The organism is Paraburkholderia sp. XV, from assembly GCF_020177535.1.
Lineage (GTDB): Bacteria > Pseudomonadota > Gammaproteobacteria > Burkholderiales > Burkholderiaceae > Paraburkholderia > Paraburkholderia caribensis.
Genome location: NZ_JAGUUD010000136.1, coordinates 1 through 18628, shown reverse-complemented (window position 1 = coordinate 18628; position 18628 = coordinate 1). Strand labels below are relative to the sequence as shown.

At 64.1% G+C, this 18628-nt stretch carries 10 protein-coding genes; 4 read left to right on the top strand and 6 right to left on the bottom strand.

The genetic code is table 11. The annotated features are described in order from the left end of the window. Positions 1-204 precede the first annotated feature (204 nt). Complete coding sequence (locus KFO72_RS36510) at positions 205-2319, bottom strand: M3 family metallopeptidase (RefSeq protein WP_054934361.1); 2115 nt, start codon at positions 2317-2319, stop codon at positions 205-207. A gap of 413 nt (positions 2320-2732) precedes the next feature. Here KFO72_RS36510 and KFO72_RS36505 point away from each other — a divergent pair, with 413 nt between their 5' ends. After that, positions 2733-3893 (top strand): acyltransferase family protein, encoded by a 1161-nt coding sequence (locus tag KFO72_RS36505; RefSeq protein ID WP_225034123.1) that lies wholly within the window; start codon positions 2733-2735, stop codon positions 3891-3893. Positions 3894-3996: 103 nt separating this feature from the next. On the opposite strand, the gene folD is transcribed toward KFO72_RS36505, so the two are convergent. The 5 genes from folD to fixL all read right to left on the bottom strand — a co-directional run bounded on the left by folD (position 3997) and on the right by fixL (position 11305). Beyond that, positions 3997-4854 carry a bifunctional methylenetetrahydrofolate dehydrogenase/methenyltetrahydrofolate cyclohydrolase FolD gene (gene folD, locus KFO72_RS36500; RefSeq protein WP_054934363.1) on the bottom strand — a complete coding sequence of 286 codons (858 nt, stop codon included), beginning with the start codon at positions 4852-4854 and terminating at the stop codon, positions 3997-3999. A gap of 342 nt (positions 4855-5196) precedes the next feature. Continuing rightward, positions 5197-6153, bottom strand: a complete 957-nt coding sequence (locus tag KFO72_RS36495) for a DUF2950 domain-containing protein (RefSeq protein WP_060601411.1) — start codon at positions 6151-6153, stop codon at positions 5197-5199. A gap of 80 nt (positions 6154-6233) precedes the next feature. Continuing rightward, positions 6234-7586: a DUF3300 domain-containing protein gene (locus KFO72_RS36490; RefSeq protein ID WP_412101821.1), complete on the bottom strand. Its 1353-nt coding sequence runs from the start codon at positions 7584-7586 to the stop codon at positions 6234-6236. A gap of 561 nt (positions 7587-8147) precedes the next feature. Beyond that, positions 8148-8792, bottom strand: a complete 645-nt coding sequence (fixJ, locus tag KFO72_RS36485; RefSeq protein ID WP_007586834.1) for an oxygen response regulator transcription factor FixJ — start codon at positions 8790-8792, stop codon at positions 8148-8150. Then, positions 8789-11305 (bottom strand): oxygen sensor histidine kinase FixL, encoded by a 2517-nt coding sequence (fixL, locus tag KFO72_RS36480; protein ID WP_035990599.1) that lies wholly within the window; start codon positions 11303-11305, stop codon positions 8789-8791. The genes fixJ and fixL overlap by 4 nt, the downstream gene beginning before the upstream one ends. A gap of 287 nt (positions 11306-11592) precedes the next feature. Here fixL and aceE point away from each other — a divergent pair, with 287 nt between their 5' ends. The 3 genes from aceE to lpdA all read left to right on the top strand — a co-directional run bounded on the left by aceE (position 11593) and on the right by lpdA (position 18400). Beyond that, the gene (gene aceE / locus KFO72_RS36475; RefSeq protein ID WP_060601408.1) at positions 11593-14292 is read left to right on the top strand and encodes a pyruvate dehydrogenase (acetyl-transferring), homodimeric type; all 2700 of its coding nucleotides are present in this window, start codon (positions 11593-11595) and stop codon (positions 14290-14292) included. An 83-nt stretch (positions 14293-14375) separates the two neighbouring features. After that, the gene (gene aceF, locus KFO72_RS36470) at positions 14376-16049 is read left to right on the top strand and encodes a dihydrolipoyllysine-residue acetyltransferase (RefSeq protein ID WP_060601407.1); all 1674 of its coding nucleotides are present in this window, start codon (positions 14376-14378) and stop codon (positions 16047-16049) included. Positions 16050-16339: 290 nt separating this feature from the next. Beyond that, positions 16340-18400, top strand: a complete 2061-nt coding sequence (gene lpdA / locus KFO72_RS36465) for a dihydrolipoyl dehydrogenase (protein ID WP_225034122.1) — start codon at positions 16340-16342, stop codon at positions 18398-18400. The last annotated feature ends 228 nt before the right edge of the window (positions 18401-18628 follow it).

The following is an 18628-nucleotide window of genomic DNA, read 5'->3' as shown; positions in this document are numbered from 1 at the left end:
CCCCGCACAGGGGCGACGCCTGAAGCACGCTAACGAATCGCGGATGCCAGCGAAAGCAAAAGCAAAAGCAAAAACAAATCGCGGATGCGAGCAAACCAAAACAAAGCGAGCCCGGCAACCCGAACCCGCTCTTTCATTTAACCCGGCAATACCGCAGATCGAATACCAGCCCCTACGAACCTGCGTTCCAACGCATCAACACCCTCAATGCGCCGCCCCCGGCACCACATCCGGCGCCATGCCGTTATGCCGCAGCAACGCATCGATATTCGGCTCGCGGCCGCGAAACGCCTTGAACGATTCCATCGCGGGACGGCTGCCGCCCACTTCGAGAATCTCCTTGCGATACCGCGTGCCCGTCGCCGCATCAAGCACGCTGCCTTTGCCGGCCTGCGCGGCTTCTTCGAACGCGGCGTAAGCATCGGCGGACAGCACTTCGGCCCACTTGTAGCTGTAGTAGCCCGCCGCATACCCACCCGCAAAAATGTGGCTAAACGTATTCGGCCAGCGCGAGAACGATGCTTGCGGAATCACGTGGAAGCGTTCGTTGATCTCGCGCGCCAGGTCGTTCGCGCTCTTCGCGCCGGACGTGTCGAAGTCGACGTGCAGCTTCATGTCGAACATCGAGAACACGATCTGACGCAGCGTGCCCAGTCCGCTCTGGAAGTTCTTCGCGGCAAGCATCTTGTCGAACAGCTCGCGCGGCAGCGGCCTGGCCGTATCGACGTGCGACGTCATGTCGCTCAGCACGTCCCACTCCCAGCAGAAGTTCTCCATGAACTGCGACGGCAGTTCGACGGCATCCCATTCGACACCATTGATGCCCGACACGCCGAGCTCGTCGACGCGCGTCAGCATGTGATGCAGGCCATGGCCGAACTCGTGGAACAGCGTGATCACTTCATCGTGCGTGAAGCACGCGGGCTTGCCGCCGACGGGCGCCGAGAAGTTGCAGGTCAGATAGGCGACGGGCGTCTGCACCGCGCCGTTGACGGGCTTTCGGCGCGAGCGGGCGTCGTCCATCCACGCGCCGCCGCGCTTGCCTTCGCGCGCGTACAGGTCGAGATAGAACTGCGCTACGAGGCCGCCGTCCTGATTCTCGACGCGGAAGAAGCGCACGTCCGGGTGCCACGTCGCCGCTTCGTCGCGGCGGATCTTCACGCCGAACAGTGTCTCCGTGACCTTGAACAGGCCCTTGAGAACCGTGTCTTCCGGAAAATACTGCTTCACTTCGTTCTCGGAGAACGAATAGCGTTTTTCACGCAGGCGTTCGGCGGCAAACGCGACATCCCACGGCTGGAGTTCGGCGAAACCCAGCTCGCTCGCAGCGAACTCGCGCAGTTCCTTCCAGTCGTGCTCGGCGTGCGGACGCGCGCGCGTCGCGAGGTCTTCCAGGAACGCCATCACCTGTTCCGGCGACTCGGCCATCTTCGGCGCAAGCGACACCTCGGCGAAGTTCCTGAAGCCGAGCATATGCGCCTCCTCTTCGCGCAGCTTCAGCGCGTCGGCGACGATGCCCGTGTTGTCCCAGTCGGCATTGCCTTTGCCGTATTGCGGCCCGAGTTCCGATGCACGCGTGACATACGCGCGATACATCGTCTCGCGCATCGTGCGGTTCTCCGAATACTGCATGACGGGAAAGTACGACGGGAAATGCAGCGTGAACTTCCAGCCGCTCTTGCCTTCACGCTCGGCCGCTTCGCGCGCGGCTTCGATCACATCTTCGGGCAACCCGGCCAGTTCGTCCTTGCTTTCGGCGATGAACGCATACGCATTCGTCGCATCGAGCACGTGATCCGAGAAGGCCTTCGACAGCGCAGCCTGGCGCTCCTGCAGTTCCGCGAAACGCGGCTTCTGGTCTTCTGGCAGTTCGGCACCCGACAGTCTGAAGTCACGCAGCGAGTTGTTCAGGATCTTCTTGCGTTCGCCTGTCAGCGATTCGAAATCATCGGCGGCGGCGATCGTCTTGTACTTCTCGTACAGCGCGAGATTCTGCCCGACGCTCGACCAGAACTCGGTGACGCGCGGCAGGTTCTCGCCGTACACGGCGCGCAGTTCGGGCGTATCGGCGACGGCGTTCAGGTGGCCGATCACGCCCCAGGCGCGCGACAGCGGCTCCGTCGCGCGTTCGACGGGCTCGATGACGTCGGCCCACGACGCCGGCGTCGACGGCTCGGCCGCGCGGTCGACGGCGGCGCTCGCATTCGCGAGCAGCACATCGAGGGCAGGGGTCACATGTTCGGGGCGGATCTCGCCAAAGCGCGGCAGATCGGAGAAATCGAGGAGCGGATTGTCGGATGTCGATTGAGAGGTGGACATGATGCTTCCTGTCTGACGCGGTAAATAAACGCCCGGATGACGCACATCCGGGCCTGAAACCTGAGCGGCGTGCACGACGCGCACAGCATGCGGCGCGTTCGCGCGGGTTGTCCGGCGCCCTGCAAGATGCATATTGGGGCGCCGTTCGGCGTTTCCAACTGATATCAGCTGATATCCGCCAATCTGCAGCCGGTTGCAGCACAAATTATCAGAACTGCTGCTCGCGCGCATGCGTAGCGGGCTCAGACGTATTTGTACCAGAACAGGAGGGTGGGCAAGCGCACGGTCGCGGCGCGGGTTCTCGCGCATCGTTGAGACGTCCGCGCGCAGGCCGGCATGGCGCGCGGCTTTCCTATCCTTCGGTGGCCGTACGCGTGAGCTCAGCGGCCCGCCAGCATCAGGTGCCTCTCGCGATGACTCCACATCCCCAGACGCTGTCGGGCGCGCTTGCGCGCGACGCGAACAACTTCGATCTCGTGCGACTGGTCGCCGCGTGCGCCGTCGTCTATTGCAATGCGTATGCGATCCAGCAGACGGGCGCCGGCGATGCCGTCGCGGCGGCGCTCGGCTTCGGCGGCGCGGGCGATCTCGGCGTGTATGCGTTCTTTCTGATAAGCGGACTGCTGGTCAGCGCGAGCTTCGAGCGGCAGCGCTCGGTGCCGCGCTTCGTCGCGCTGCGGCTCGCGCGCTTGCTGCCCGCCGTGGTCGGCGCGTCGCTGGTGGCGATCTTCGTCGTCGGCCCGATCTTCACGACGCTCGCGCTGCACGACTATTTCGCGTCGGGCGCCACATGGCGAAACCTCGACTATTTCTCGACACTCGTGATGAAGCGCGTCTGGACATTGCCGGGTGTGTTCGAGCACAACCGTTTCGGACGCGACATCGGCGCACCGTTGTGGACGCTGCCGCTCCAGGTGCATTGCTATCTGCTCGTGCTGGTCATGGGCATGGTCGGCTTGCTGTCGACGCGCTGGCGCATCGTGATCGCCGTATTGATCGCGGCCGCCGTGCTTTCGGTGCGCGTGCGTCTGCCCGATCTGCAGATCGGCTGGCGCGATTTCGCGGACAAGGCAGGCGGCTATGCGTTCTTCCCAGAGCCGTTCTTCTTTCTCGGCATGCTGCTGTACGGATGGCGCGAGCGCATCGAACTCAGCGGTCTGAGGGCGTGCGGGCTGCTGCTGGTGTTTCTCGTGTTTCGCGACACGGCGGGCGCGCAGGCCCTGTTCTATATCGCGTTCGTCTATGGGCTGCTTTGGGTGAGCGTGACGCCGATGCTGCGCCGCTGGGTGCCGCGTCACGACTACTCGTACGCGATCTACCTCTACGGATTCATGGTTCAGCAAGGTGTGGCGGCGCTCGCGCCAAGCATGCCTCCGATGCTGTCGATCGTCGTCAGCGCGCCGTTTATTCTCGCGCTGGCGGCGTTCTCGTCGCGGTGGATCGAGCGGCCGGCGATGCGCTGGGTCCGCGCGCGCATCGCGCGCAGCGAAGCGCGTCAGCACGAACGCCGGAACGCGCCCGAACCGGCGCCGATGCGCGCGGCCGACCTCGCGGTCCGCTGGCCGCCGCTTTGACAACCGGGTGATTGCGCTGGATCTGCGGATGGCACGCGCCCGGCTCGTTGCGACAAGCCGGGCGGCTGTTGACTACGCGCCAGAAGCGCGTCGAGCCGTTTGCTCAGGCGTTGCCTGCGGCTCGCTCGGCCGCTTCGATCGTATTGACGAGCAGCATCGTGATCGTCATCGGGCCGACGCCGCCGGGCACGGGCGTGATATGACCCGCCACTTCCTTGACGTTCGCGAAATCGACGTCGCCGCACAGCTTGCCGTTCTCGTCGCGATTCATGCCGACGTCGATTACCGTCGCGCCCGGCTTCACCATGTCGGCTGTCAGCGTGTTGCGCAGGCCCGTCGCGACCACGACGACATCCGCGTCGCGCGTGAAGGCGGCGATATTGCGCGTCTTGCTGTGGCAGATCGTGACCGTCGCGTTCGCTTCGAGCAGCAGCAGCGCCATCGGCTTGCCGACGATGTTCGAGCGGCCGATCACGACGGCGTTCGCGCCCTTCAGCTCGATGCCGTACGCCTCGAACATCTTCATCACGCCGTACGGCGTGCACGGGCGGAACAGCGGCTTGCCCGTCATCAGCGCGCCGGCGTTCGCGACGTGAAAGCCGTCCACGTCTTTCTCGGGCGCGATGGCTTCGATCACCTTGTGGCTGTCGATGTGCTTCGGCAGCGGCAATTGCACGAGAATGCCGTGGATTTTCGGATCGCGGTTGAGCGCGTCGATGCGCGCAAGCAGATCCGCTTCCGTCATCGTCGCGGGATAGCGGTCGTACGACGAGAACAGGCCGTTGTCCTCGCACGCTTTCACCTTGTTGCGGACATAGACCTCGCTCGCCGGATTGTCGCCGACGAGCACGACGGCGAGGCCCGGCTGGTGTCCGCGGGCGGTGAGGGCGGCGGCGCGCGTGGCGACGTCGGCGCGCAAGGTCTTGGAAAGGGCGGTGCCGTCGATCAGTTTGGCTGTCATGGTCGGTCGAGAATGGGCGTTTCGGAATGCGGGCGGGGCAGGCAGGCGCGGGGCGTGTGATCACGTTGCCGCGCATGCCGCGCGTCGTGCTGCTGCGCATGCGCTCGCGGCGCGCGCTCGAGGCGGACATCGCGAAAACGCACGGATGGCGCTCGACGGCAGGAACGGGTCGCATGCCGGAAAGCGCACGGCGCGAAAACTGCGCCGCAGCGAAGTTCGACATTATACCGTTGAGGCAACCCAACCGATGACCAACCGTGATGCCGGACGAAACCGGGCAACAGCGGCGCCGTCGGAGTGACGGACGCCGCCCGCAGCACCCGGCGCAGCTTCAGCGCGTGCTCAAGGCTGCGTCGCCTGCCAGGAGGAGTCGGGATTGAATGTGGTGATCGCCGACGCGGCACGCGGCGTCTGCGTCCCGAGATCCTTCTGATAGACCTGGCCGTTCTGGTTGACCATGAAAGTCATCACGCCCGTCTTGCCGTATTCGGCCGGCCACGCGACGAGGCCGAAGCCCTTCGACAGCACGCCGTCCTGCACGTAGTTCTGCGCGCCGCCGTCGGCCTTGGCGCCTTGCGACGTGAGAATGCGGTAGTGATAGCCGTAATACGCTTCGCCTGGCGCGATCTGATGCGGCATGGTCGCAGCGAGCGGTCCGAGCGGGCTTTCGGGCTGGCCGGCTGCCGTCGGCCAGTACAGACCGTCCTGCTTGCCGGGCGAACTGATGAACTTCTGCGCGTAGTGCTGCATCTGCTTGCGGTAGTCGTTTTGCGCGTCGACATACGCAAGCGAGGTCAGAATCGCCGCGCGTTCGTTGCGGCCGATACGGCGCGTGAGCATTTCATCCGTGGCGGCGGGCGTGTTGAACTGCCAGCCGCGCGCCGTCTGCACGATGGGAATCGGCAGTGTCCAGCCGCCGTCGCCCACCTCGAGATGCACGCTCTTGCGGCCGGCGTGGGGCGCCGGGTCGTCGACGATCCGATGGCCTTTCGCCCATTGACCGAGGAACGCGTAGATGTCGTCCTCGCCGATGTCGGTGGTCGGGATGTAGCGCCCGAAGTTCTTGCCGAGCACCTTTTCCATCGCGGGATGGTCGTTGGTCGCGAGCGCATTCGCGAACGCACTGGCGGCGGCGTCGGGCGTCGGGTAGACGGCCTGCGCGGCGGCGGGCTGCGCTGCCGCGAACATCGCGATGGCGGCGGCTGCGGCGAGCGCGTGCGAAAGCGCGGCGCGCCGCGTGCTGCCAGTGGCGGTGCGAATCGAATGACGGGTTGATACGCGGATTGAGTTGCCGGTCATGACTGACTCCTGTCGACCAGAGCGGGCGCTCGAGCGGCCGGTTCTGGTCCGATCCAAGATGGTTGCTGTCGATCGTTCTTCTAGCGGCGGTGGAAGCCTCCGCCCCCGCCACGCTGGAATCCTCCACCTCCGCCGCCATGCTGGAATCCTCCGCCCCCGCCGCCATGCTGGAAGCCTCCACCGCCTTCGCCCCCACCTCCGCCACCGAGCCGCCCGCCGCCCGCCTGCGCGCCATTGAACTGCTGTCCGCCGCCGCCCGAGCCGAGCCGGTTGCTTGCGCCGCCGTTGTTCGCCAGCGACTGGCGGCTCGCCTGACCGCGCTGCAACTCCTGCCGCGAGCCCGCCGCGTCGCCCGAGCCGCGCAACGCGTTGTCGCGGTTCAGGTTTTGCGCGCTGTTGCGGAGATTGCCCTCGCTGGCACCGCCCTGATGGATGTTCTGCACCCGCTGGCTCGCGTTGCCGCTCAGGTTCTGGCCAGTACGGTTCTGCAGCGTCTGCTGCGCCTGCGCGCGCGAGGCGTCGCGTCCGCGAAACTGGTCGCGCTGCGCAGCGAGGTTGCTGCTGTTCACATTGGCGTTGTTGCGATTGAAGTTCGCATTATTGCGATTGATGCTCTCGTTGCGGTTCCAGTTCGCGGTCGACGTATTCGAGTTGATCCGGTTGTTGACGTTGATGTTGTTGTAGCGGTTGACGTTGATGTTGACGTCGTGATTGTTCCAGTTGAACCCGCCCCATAGCGAATTGGCGACGGCCACGCCCGCGCCGAATGCGAGCCCCGTCATGAATCCCGTTGCGATCGCGTAGCCGGGAGGCGGCGGCACATAGACGGGCGGATAGGCCGGGTAGGGCCACGTGCCGTAGACGACGGTCGGGTTATAGGTCGGCACGTAGACCACCTGCGGATTGGCGGGCACGATCTGGATCGTGCTTTGCTCGACGATCACCTTTTGCTGCTCGCTCGATTTCAGATTACCCGCCGACTGCGCCTGCTTGCGCAGCCGCTGCACCGAGTCCATCACGTCGTTGGGCTGCGCGAGGAACGCGTTGCCGAGCTGCTGCACCCAGTCGGGCTTCGAGGCCATCGTCGCGAGCACCTGAGGGAACGCCACCAGCGATTGCACGCTCGGGTCCCACGGCTCCGATGCGACGGCTTTCACGGCGTCGTCACCCTTGTACTGCGAGTTCGCGTTCGACCACGCGGCGGCCGCCGTCACGTCCTGCGGGAACGTCGACGCCATCAGCACCTGCGCGAGCAGCGCATCGGGATAGAGCGCGATGGGCGCGGTCAGCGAATCGAGTTGCTGGTTCGAGACTTTCGCGGGCGTTTGCGCGACGGCGCCAGTGGGCGCGACGAGGCCCGCAGCGAGCGGCATGCCTGCCAGCGCCGCGCAGACGAGCCACGCGCGCGGCCCGTAGGGTCCGTAACGTTTCACGATGAAAACCTCCTTGCTGCGTTGTGAGCACAGCGGCTGCCGGCCCGGGCCGGCATGCCGCCACGCGGTCTTGTGGCAATGGAGCGACAAGCGGACGACGGTGTAGGGCGACTGATAATGGAAGTGGGCGGGACGCGCAAGGGTAATCTGTAGTCACGGCGTCGTTCGCGGCGAGAGCGCTTCATGCGGCACGCATCGTGGCCGGCGATGCACGTGTCGGGCATGGGTCGCTTTTTCGGTTGATCTGGTAGGTAAATTAAAAAGCGGGGCCGCGACTGTCAATGCGCGATATCAAACTTCAACGCGGGCGCCCGAACCGGTCGCGCTCGCGGTGCGAAACGGGCCGACGGATGTCATGCGAGTCAGTTGGGATTGCTAATGAAACGGGAGCGCCGCGCGCGACGAAGAATCGTGCGCAAGAGAAGGGGGAATGGCGCTAAAGACTGCGCCGCGCGACGGCCTCAGCGGGCGCCGACGTTGCTTCATGCGCCTGCGCAACGAAGCGCAGGCGACGATCGCGGCCATCGCGTGATGACGGCCGCAACGCGGACTACGGTGGGATTACTGCGCCTGTTGTGGCTTGTTAGACAACGCGAGACGCAGCAGATCGGCGACCGTGTTCACGTTGAGCTTTTCCATGATGTTGGCGCGGTGCGCTTCGACCGTCTTGATGCTGATGCCGAGGTCGTCGGCGATCTGCTTGTTCAGGCGGCCTGCGATGATGCGCTCGAGCACCTGATGCTCGCGCGCCGTGAGCTTGCCGAGGCGCTCGGCAGCGGCGCGCTGTTGCTGGACGCTGCTGCTTTCGCTGCGGGCCTTGTCGAGCATGCGTTCGACCAGCTTGCGCAGTTCGGCTTCGTCGAACGGTTTTTCGATGAAGTCCATTGCGCCTTTCTTCATCGTCGACACGGCCATCGGCACGTCGCCGTGACCCGTCACGAAGATGATGGGGAGCAGCGTGTTGTCGGCAATCAGGCGTTCCTGCAGTTCGAGCCCGCTCATGCCCGACATCCGCACGTCGAGAATCAGGCACGCGATCTGGCCGGGATGCTGATGCGGCTGCCATGCGTCGATGAACTGCTCGGCGCTGGAGAAGCACTGAACGCGATAACCGTTCGCCTCCAGCAGCCAGCGCAGCGAATCTCGCACCGCTTCATCGTCGTCGACGACAAACACGGTTTCCTGTGTGGTAACTGGGGTGTTCATAGCTCTCCCGTAACGGTTTGTGGTGTCGGCGCCTCTGACCCGCCGTTGCTCGGGCCGTCAGGCTCTCCAATAGGCAGACTGCAATGGAAAGTGGCGCCCGTGATGTGGCCGTCGGATTCGACGTTGTTGACCACCCACAGGCGTCCGCGATGCGATTCGATGATCGAACGGCAAATGTTCAGCCCCATGCCCATGCCGTCGGACTTGGTGCTGTAAAACGGTTCGAAGAGACGTTCGGCCGTGGCTTCGTCGACGCCCGGCCCCTGGTCGACGACACTGAGGCATACGAAGCCGGAATCGAGCTTGACGACGAGGCGAATGACGGGGTCGACGGCATTGGGTCGCGCGTCGTGCATCGCTTCCGCCGCGTTCTTCAGCAGGTTCACGAGCACCTGCTCGATCAGCACCGGATCGACATAGATGACGGGCAGACGCTGGCGCATATCCGTCACGATGCGGATGCGGCGCTTGCGTGCTTCGATCTCGGCAAGGCCGACGGCATCGGCGACGATGTCGGCGACGCGGGTGGCCTGGCGTTTCGGTTCGCTGCGTTTCACGAATTCGCGGATGCGCTTGATGATCATGCCGGCCCGCACAGCCTGCTGCGCCGTCTTTTCGAGAACTGGTAACAGGTTGTCGGGAGTTGTCCGACCAGATTTAACCAGCGCCACGGCTCCAGAGCAATAGTTATTGATGGCCGCGAGAGGCTGGTTTAATTCGTGCGCGAGCGACGACGCCATTTCGCCCATCGTCATCAGGCGGCTGGTGAACTGGAGTTTCTCGTCCTGCTGGCGTGCCAGTTCCTGTGCCTGCTTGCGGGTGGTGATGTCGGTCGCGATCTGCATCTGCGCGAGATGGCCGTCCACCCACTGGATGTACTGGCGGCGCACTTCGAACCACTTCTGGATGCCTTGCACGTAGACTTCCTGCGCGTCGGCGGAGCCTTCCGTGAGCGCCGCGGCGGGCAGGCCGGCGAAGGCGTCGACCATATCGATCGAATCCGACGAAGCCGCCGAACTGTCGAAGCCGCCGCCGCCCGCCAGTTCGAGGTGGCCGTCCGGGCGGATGCCGAACAGGTGCCGGTAATAGCGGTTCGCGAACAGCAGCTCGGCTTCGTCGGCGGCGAGCACGGACACGGCGGCGTCGAGGCTTTCGAGCACGGTGGTGAAGCGCTCGTGCGCGGCGGCGAGTTCTTCGCGCGCGCGCTTGGGCTCGGTGATGTCCGTCATCGACGACATCCAGCCCGTCTGCCGTCCCGAGCTGTCGATCAGCGGCGACACATACAGCCGCGCGTGGAACAGCGAGCCGTCCTTGCGGCGCACGCGCAGCTCGAACCCGGAAGAGGGCGCCTTGCCACGCAAGGTCATGTCGAGCTGGCGCTGCATCTCCGGGTAGGAGTCGCGCGGCCAGTACGGGAACGGCGCATTCTTGCCGACCAGATCGCTTTCGTCCCAGCCCGTCATCCGGCAGAACGCCGGGTTCACGTGCGTGATGCGGCCGTGCATGTCGAGCACGCGCATGCCGATCAGCACGGAGTTTTCCATCGCGCGGCGGAAGAAGGCTTCGGCGTACAGCGCCTGCTGCGCCTCGAAGCGCTGGCGCGTGTGCTTCCACAGGCTCCACAAGCTCCACAGCACGAAACACGACAGCCCCGCGACCAGCCACACGAGCGTGTTGTTCGTGAAGTTGGTCATCTGCGGGTACGCGTACACGCGCACCGACACGCCCTGGCCGGGCGGATCGAGCGGCAGGTCGTAATACGCGTCGCGCGGCAGGCGCGGGCGCGTGGACGTGGTGGCCAGTTCGCGGTTGTTGATGTCGATGATCGAAATCTTGTACTTCGCCGATAGCTCCGGCGGGATGTCGCGCTTCAGTATCCCTTCGACCGAGAACACGGCCGCGACCGTGCCGAGGAAGTCGCGGTCGCGATAAACGGGGGTTTGCAGCGTGATGTAGCCATTGCCGACGTCGTCGTACATCAGCGGCGAGTAGACCTGGCGGCGCGTGTTCTTCGCTTCCGCGAAGGCGGCCTTGACGGCCTCGTCCATCTGCTGGTCGTTGGGCTTGGCGAGACGCTGGCCCAGCACGGGCAGCGCGTTGTTCGGCCAGCGCGGCTGCTGCGCGCTGGTGTACCAGTTCATGTAGAGGATCTCGGGATGCCCCTGCATGATGTCGGCCGTCGACACCTGGAAGGAATGCGGGTCGGCGCGGCCGGAGACGAGGTCGCGCGCGAGCGCCTGAAGCTGTTCCTGCGCGCCCGTCATGGACAGGCGGATCTGCTGCTGCGCCCACGCGACGTTGCGGTAAAGCGTGTCTTCCTGCTGCTGCTGCTCGCGCCGGTTCAGGCTCCACAGGATCAGACTCATGACCACGAGGAACACGAGGATCGACAGCAGCGGCGTCAGCAAATAGGAATTCGACCACCACGGTCCGTGGTGCCAGCGGGACGGCGACGAATCCGCCGACTGTCCGGCAGAGCGCGCCGAGCGTGCGAAAAGCCGATCGGTCAACATGGCTGGCATTGTAGCGCAGCGCCTGACATGCAAATGACGCAAAAAAGCGGTGAAAGTCACGCAATTCGGCGCAAACTAGCCGACGTACTTGCTGATGGGCAGTCAAACCAGGGTGCGTCGCAACAATTTTTCGCATTATGAGAAACTCTCTCGTAATCTGAAAATTTTGTTGCGCAGGCAATGTGGGCCTTATTACAATCGGCCGGAAGCTGCCGCGGCCGATGTTCGTCCTCGACGTTAGTCCGCGTCGCCTGTTCACAGAGCGTTCCCATATCCAGGAGACGAGCATGTCCGCTGTACCTGACGAAGTCCTGAAATACGTCGCCAACGCCAAAGACGACAACGACCCGCAAGAAACGGCCGAATGGCTCGAAGCGCTAGATGGCGTGATTTCTGCTGTCGGACCCGACCGCGCTCACTACCTCATCGAGAAGCAGATCGAATTTGCCCGCGTGCATGGCGAGCATCTGCCTTTCTCCGCCAACACCCCGTACATCAACACGATCCCCGTCGCGAATCAGGCGAAGATTCCGGGCGACCAGGACGTCGAACACCGCATCCGTTCGTACACGCGCTGGAACGCGATGGCGATGGTGCTGCGCGCCGGCAAGGAAACCAACGTCGGCGGCCACATCGCGTCGTTCGCATCGGCGGCCACGCTGTACGACGTCGGCTTCAATCACTTCTGGCACGCGCCGTCGAAAGATCACGGCGGCGACCTCGTGTTCGTGCAGGGCCACTCGTCGCCGGGCGTGTACGCGCGCGCGTTCCTGCTCGGCCGTCTGACCCAGAACCAGCTCGACAACTTCCGTCAGGAAGTGGGCGGCGAGGGCATCTCGTCGTATCCGCACCCGTGGCTGATGCCGGACTTCTGGCAATTCCCGACGGTGTCGATGGGTCTCGGCCCGATCATGGCGATCTACCAGGCGCGCTTCATGAAGTACCTGCAGGCGCGCGGCATCGCGAAGACGGACGGCCGCAAGGTGTGGGCGTTCCTCGGCGACGGCGAAACGGATGAGCCGGAATCGCTCGGCGCGATCGGCATGGCCGGCCGCGAGCGTCTGGACAACCTCGTGTTCGTCATCAACTGCAACCTGCAGCGCCTGGACGGCCCGGTGCGCGGCAACGGCAAGATCATCCAGGAACTCGAAAGCGAATTCCGCGGCGCGGGCTGGAACGTCATCAAGGTCATCTGGGGCAGCCGCTGGGATGCCCTGTTCGCACGCGACAAATCGGGCGCGCTGATGCGCCGGATGATGGAAGTCGTCGACGGCGAATATCAGACGTACAAGTCGGAATCGGGCGCGTTCGTTCGCGAGCACTTCTTCAACACGCCGGAACTGAAGGCGCTGGTCGCCGACTGGTCGGACGACGACGTGTGGAACCTGAATCGCGGCGGCCACGATCCGCACAAGATCTACGCAGCGTTCAAGGAAGCGACGCAGTCCAAGGGGCAGCCGACCGTGATCCTCGCCAAGACCATCAAGGGCTATGGCATGGGCGAAGCCGGCCAGGCGATGAACATCACCCACCAGCAGAAGAAGATGCAGGTGGAGTCGCTCAAGCAGTTCCGCGACCAGTTCCGCCTGCCCATCTCGGACGACGAAATCGCGCACGTGCCGTATCTGACTTTCGAGGAAGGCTCGAAGGAACTCGAATACATGCGCGCCCGCCGTCAGGAACTCGGCGGCTATCTGCCGGCGCGCCGCCAGAAGGCGGAATCGCTGCCCGTGCCGTCGCTCGAAGCATTCGAGCCGCTGCTCAAGGGCACGGGCGAAGGCCGTGAAATTTCGACGACGATGGCGTTCGTCCGTATCCTCAACATCGTGTTGAAGGACAAGGTCATCGGCAAGCGCGTCGTGCCTATCGTGCCGGACGAATCGCGCACCTTCGGCATGGAAGGTCTGTTCCGCCAGATCGGCATCTGGAATCAGGACGGCCAGAAGTACGTGCCGGAAGATTCCGACCAGCTGATGTTCTACAAGGAATCGACGACGGGCCAGATCCTGCAGGAAGGCATCAACGAAGCAGGCGGCATGTCGGACTGGATCGCAGCGGCGACGTCATACTCGACGCACGGCGAGATCATGATTCCGTTCTACATCTTCTATTCGATGTTCGGCTTCCAGCGCATCGGCGATCTGGCATGGGCCGCGGGCGACATGCGCTCGCGCGGCTTCCTGCTGGGCGGCACGGCGGGCCGCACGACGCTGAACGGCGAAGGCCTGCAGCACGAAGACGGCCACTCGCTGCTGTGGGCGGCATCGGTGCCGAACTGCATCAGCTATGACCCGACGTTCGGCTACGAACTCGCCGTCATCATGCAGGACGGTCTGCGCCGCATGGTGCAGGAGCAGGAAGACGTGTTCTATTACGTCACGGTGATGAACGAGAACTACGAGCACCCGGCCATCCCGCAGGGCGAGCACGTCGCGAAGGACATCATCAAGGGCATGTACGCGTTCCGCAAGGGCGCGGACAACGCCAAGGCGCCGCGCGTGCAGCTGATGGGCGCGGGCACGATCTTCAACGAAGTGATCGCCGCCGCCGACCTGCTGAAGAACGACTGGGGCGTCGAGTCGGATCTGTGGAGCGTACCGAGCTTCACGGAACTGGCCCGCGAAGGTCACGAAGTGCAGCGTCAGAACCTGCTGAACCCGCTGGCAGAGAAGAAGCTCTCGCACGTCGAGACGCTGCTGAAGGACGCGAAGGGTCCAGTGATCGCATCGACGGACTACGTCCGCGCGCTGGTCGACCAGATCCGCGCGTTCGTGCCGCAACGCTTCGTCGTGCTGGGCACGGACGGCTTCGGCCGCTCGGATACACGCGAGAAGCTGCGTCACTTCTTCGAAGTGGACCGCTACTGGACCACGGTCGCTGCGCTGAGCGCGCTGGCCGATGAGGGTACGATTGAGCGCAAGGTCGTGGCCGACGCGCTGAAGAAGTACAACCTCGATCCGTCCAAACCCAACCCGATGACCGTCTAAGGCATCGACCCGCGAGCCCCAATGCGCACCTCGCCGCCCGAAGCGGGCGGACGAGGCGCGCGCGGCCCTGGAGACAGAAAACAATGAGCCAAGCGATCGAAGTCAAGGTGCCGGACATCGGCGATTACAAGGACATCCCTGTGATCGAGGTGCTGGTGAAGGCGGGTGATACCGTCGAGAAAGAGCAGTCGCTCGTCACGCTGGAATCCGACAAGGCGACGATGGATGTGCCGAGCCCCGCGTCGGGCACGGTCAAGGAAGTGAAGGTCAAGCTTGGCGACACGGTGTCGGAAGGCACGCTGATCGTGCTGCTCGACGGCGAAGGCGGCGGTGCCGCAAAGCCCGCGCAAGGCAACGGCGCGGCCGCGCCTGCCGCGACCCCCGCGCCGGCTCCCGCGCCTGCCGCTGCACCCGCTCCCGCGGCTGCATCCGGCAAGACGGGCGGCGTGCAGGAAGTGAAGGTGCCGGATATCGGCGACTACAAAGATGTGCCCGTGATCGAAGTCGGCGTGAAGGTCGGCGACCGCGTCGAGAAGGAACAGTCGCTCGTCACCCTCGAATCCGACAAGGCGACGATGGACGTGCCGAGCCCCGCCGCCGGCATCGTGAAGGAAATCAAGGTCAAGGTCGGCGATAGCGTGTCCGAAGGTACGCTGATCGTGCTGCTCGAAGGCGACAGCGGCGGCGCCGCTGCGCCCGCTCCGGCACCCGCTGCTGCGAAGCCCGAAGAAAAGCCGTCGGACGCGCCCGCTGCGCCGTCGCCGGCGCCGGCGCAACCGTCCGCGCTCGCGCAGGCGCCCGTCATTCCGGCAGGCGAAGGCGGCGCGTATCGCGTGAGCCATGCGTCGCCGTCGGTGCGCAAGTTTGCGCGCGAACTGGGTGTCGACGTGTCGCGTGTGACGGGCACGGGTCCGAAGGGCCGCATTACGCAGGACGACGTCACCGCGTTCGTCAAGGGCGTGATGACGGGCCAGCGCGCCGCGCCCGCCGCTGCTGCTGCACCTGCTGCTGCGGGTGGAGGCGAACTCGGTCTGCTGCCGTGGCCGAAGATCGACTTCACGAAGTTCGGCCCGGTCGATCCGAAGCCGCTGTCGCGCATCAAGAAGATTTCCGGCGCGAACCTGCACCGCAACTGGGTCATGATCCCGCACGTCACGAACAACGACGAAGCGGACATCACCGAGCTCGAAGAACTGCGCGTGAAGTTGAACAAGGAAAACGAGAAGTCGGGCGTCAAGTTCACGATGCTTGCGTTCGTGATCAAGGCCGTCGTCGCCGCGCTGAAGAAGTTCCCGACGTTCAATGCGAGCCTCGATGGCGACAACCTCGTGTTCAAGCAGTACTACAACGTGGGTTTTGCCGCCGATACGCCGAACGGTCTCGTCGTGCCCGTGATCCGCGATGCGGACAAGAAGGGTCTCGTCGATATCGCGAAGGAAATGACCGAGTTGTCGAAGCTCGCGCGCGAAGGCAAGCTCAAGCCCGACCAGATGCAAGGCGGCTGCTTCTCGATCTCGTCGCTGGGTGGTATTGGCGGGACCAACTTCACGCCGATCATCAATGCGCCTGAAGTCGCGATTCTCGGGCTGTCGCGCAGTGCGATGAAGCCGGTGTGGGACGGTAAGCAGTTCGTGCCGCGTCTCACGCTGCCGATGTCGCTGTCGTATGACCATCGGGTGATCGACGGGGCTGAAGCGGCGCGCTTCAATGCGTATCTTGGGTCGATTCTTGCCGATTTCCGGCGTGTGATTCTTTGATTGTTGGGCGTTTGTCGCGCGGCGAGGCGTGAGCTTTTCGTGGTTGCTCATGCTTCGTCGTTGAACCTGCTTTGTCGTCTCGCTTCTGGCGTCGCCCCTGTGCGGGGCGGTCCCTACTTTTCTTTGCACCCCAAGGGTACTTCCTGCGGGGGCGTCTTCCAAAGAAAAGCAGGCAACAGAAAGGCGCGTCCTTGGCGGACAGCATTGAGTTGGCGTTTGGCGTTGCGGGTTTTTGAGGCGAAGGTTCAGCGGCTCATCGTTCAACACGGTCAATAAGAGAAGGGGACACTATGAGTCTCGTCGAAGTGAAGGTGCCGGACATCGGCGATTTCAAGGACGTCGATGTCATCGAAGTCAATATCAAGCCGGGCGATACCATCGAGAAAGAGCAGTCGCTGCTGACGCTCGAAACCGATAAGGCCTCCATGGAAGTGCCGAGCGAAGCGGCCGGCACGGTCAAGGAAGTCCGCGTCAAGGCGGGCGACAAGGTCTCGCGAGGCACCGTCATCGCCACGGTGGAAACGTCGGGCGAAGCGAAGGCCGCCAGGGAACCTGAGAAAGCTGCGCCTGCACCCGCGCCCGCTGCCGCGCCGGCAGCAGGCGGTGGTGGCGTGCAGGAAATCAAAGTGCCGGATATCGGCGACTATAAAGATGTGCCCGTGATCGAAGTCGCGGTGAAGGTCGGCGATCGCGTCGAGAAGGAGCAGTCGCTCGTCACGCTCGAATCCGACAAGGCGACCATGGATGTGCCGAGCCCGGCCGCCGGCGTTGTCAAGGAACTGAAGGTCAAGGTCGGCGATAACGTTTCGGAAGGCAGCGTGCTGCTGTTGCTCGAAGGCGAAGGCGCGGCGGCTGCGCCCGCGCCGAAGGCTGCGCCTGCTCCCGCGCCTGCTGCTGCAGCGGCGCCTGCGCCGCAAGCAGGCAGCTATTCCGGTTCCGCCGATATCGAGTGCGACATGCTCGTGCTTGGCGCCGGGCCTGGTGGTTACTCGGCGGCATTCCGTTCGGCTGACCTCGGCATGAAGACGGTGCTGGTCGAGCGCTATGCAACGCTCGGCGGCGTGTGTCTGAACGTCGGCTGTATTCCGTCGAAGGCGTTGCTGCATACGGCGCTCGTGATCGACGAAGCGGCTGCCCTCGGCTCGCACGGCATCTCGTTCGGCAAGCCGCAGATCGATCTCGACAAGCTGCGCGACTTCAAGTCGGGCGTCGTCAAGAAGCTGACGGGCGGTCTCGCCGGCATGGCGAAGGCGCGCAAGGTCGAAGTCGTGACGGGTGTCGGCACGTTCGTCGATCCGCATCACATGGAAGTGCAGGGCGAGAGCGGCAAGAAGGTCGTCAAGTTCAAGCAGGCGATCATCGCGGCCGGCTCACAAGCCGTGAAGCTGCCGTTCATTCCGGAAGATCCGCGCGTGGTCGATTCGACGGGCGCGTTGGAACTGCGTCAGATTCCGAAGCGCATGCTCGTGATCGGCGGCGGCATTATCGGTCTGGAAATGGCCACCGTTTATGCGACGCTCGGCGCGCAGATCGATGTGGTCGAAATGCTCGACGGTCTGATGGCTGGCGCGGATCGCGATCTCGTGAAGGTCTGGGAGAAATTCAACAGCAAGCGTTTCACCAACGTGATGCTGAAGACCAAGACGACGGCGGCGGAAGCGAAGCCGGATGGCATTTACGTGTCGTTCGAAGGCGAGAAGGCACCCGCCGAGGCGCAACGCTACGATCTCGTGCTGGTTGCCGTGGGCCGCAGCCCGAACGGCAAGAAGATCGGCGCGGACAAGGCGGGCGTGGCTGTGACGGATCGCGGCTTCATCGAAGTGGACAAGCAGATGCGGACCAACGTGCCGCACATCTTCGCGATCGGCGATGTCGTGGGTCAGCCGATGCTCGCGCACAAGGCCGTGCATGAAGGCCATGTCGCGGCGGAAGCGGCGCATGGCGAGAAGGCGTACTTCGACGCGCTGCAGATTCCGTCGGTGGCTTACACCGATCCGGAGGTGGCGTGGGCGGGCAAGACGGAAGAGCAGTGCAAGGCCGAAGGCATCAAGTACGGCAAGGCGGTGTTCCCGTGGGCCGCTTCGGGGCGCGCGATCGCGAATGGTCGCGATGAGGGCTTTACGAAGCTGATCTTCGATGAGGAGACGCATCGCGTTATCGGTGGCGGGATTGTAGGTCTGAATGCCGGCGATCTGATCAGCGAAGTGTGCCTGGCGGTTGAGATGGGCGCTGACGCGACGGATATCGGGAAGACGATTCATCCGCACCCGACGCTCGGGGAGTCGATTGGTATGGCTGCCGAGCTTTATGAAGGTGTTTGTACGGATTTGCCGCCGCAGAAGAAGAAGTAACCTGAGGTGGATTTATCGTGGTGATGGCGTGCCCTTTTTGGCGAAGGGGTGCGCCGTTTTTTTTTGGGAGGGCTTTGGTTGGTGTTGGCATCCGCGAGGTGCGTGCTTGGTTTTGGTGTTGCTGGTCGGTGTTTTGGTCTTTGCGCGGGCATCCGCGAATTGCTTTTGCTTTCGCTTTCGCTGGCATCCGCGAATTGTTAGCGTGCTTCAGGCGTCGCCCCTGTGCGG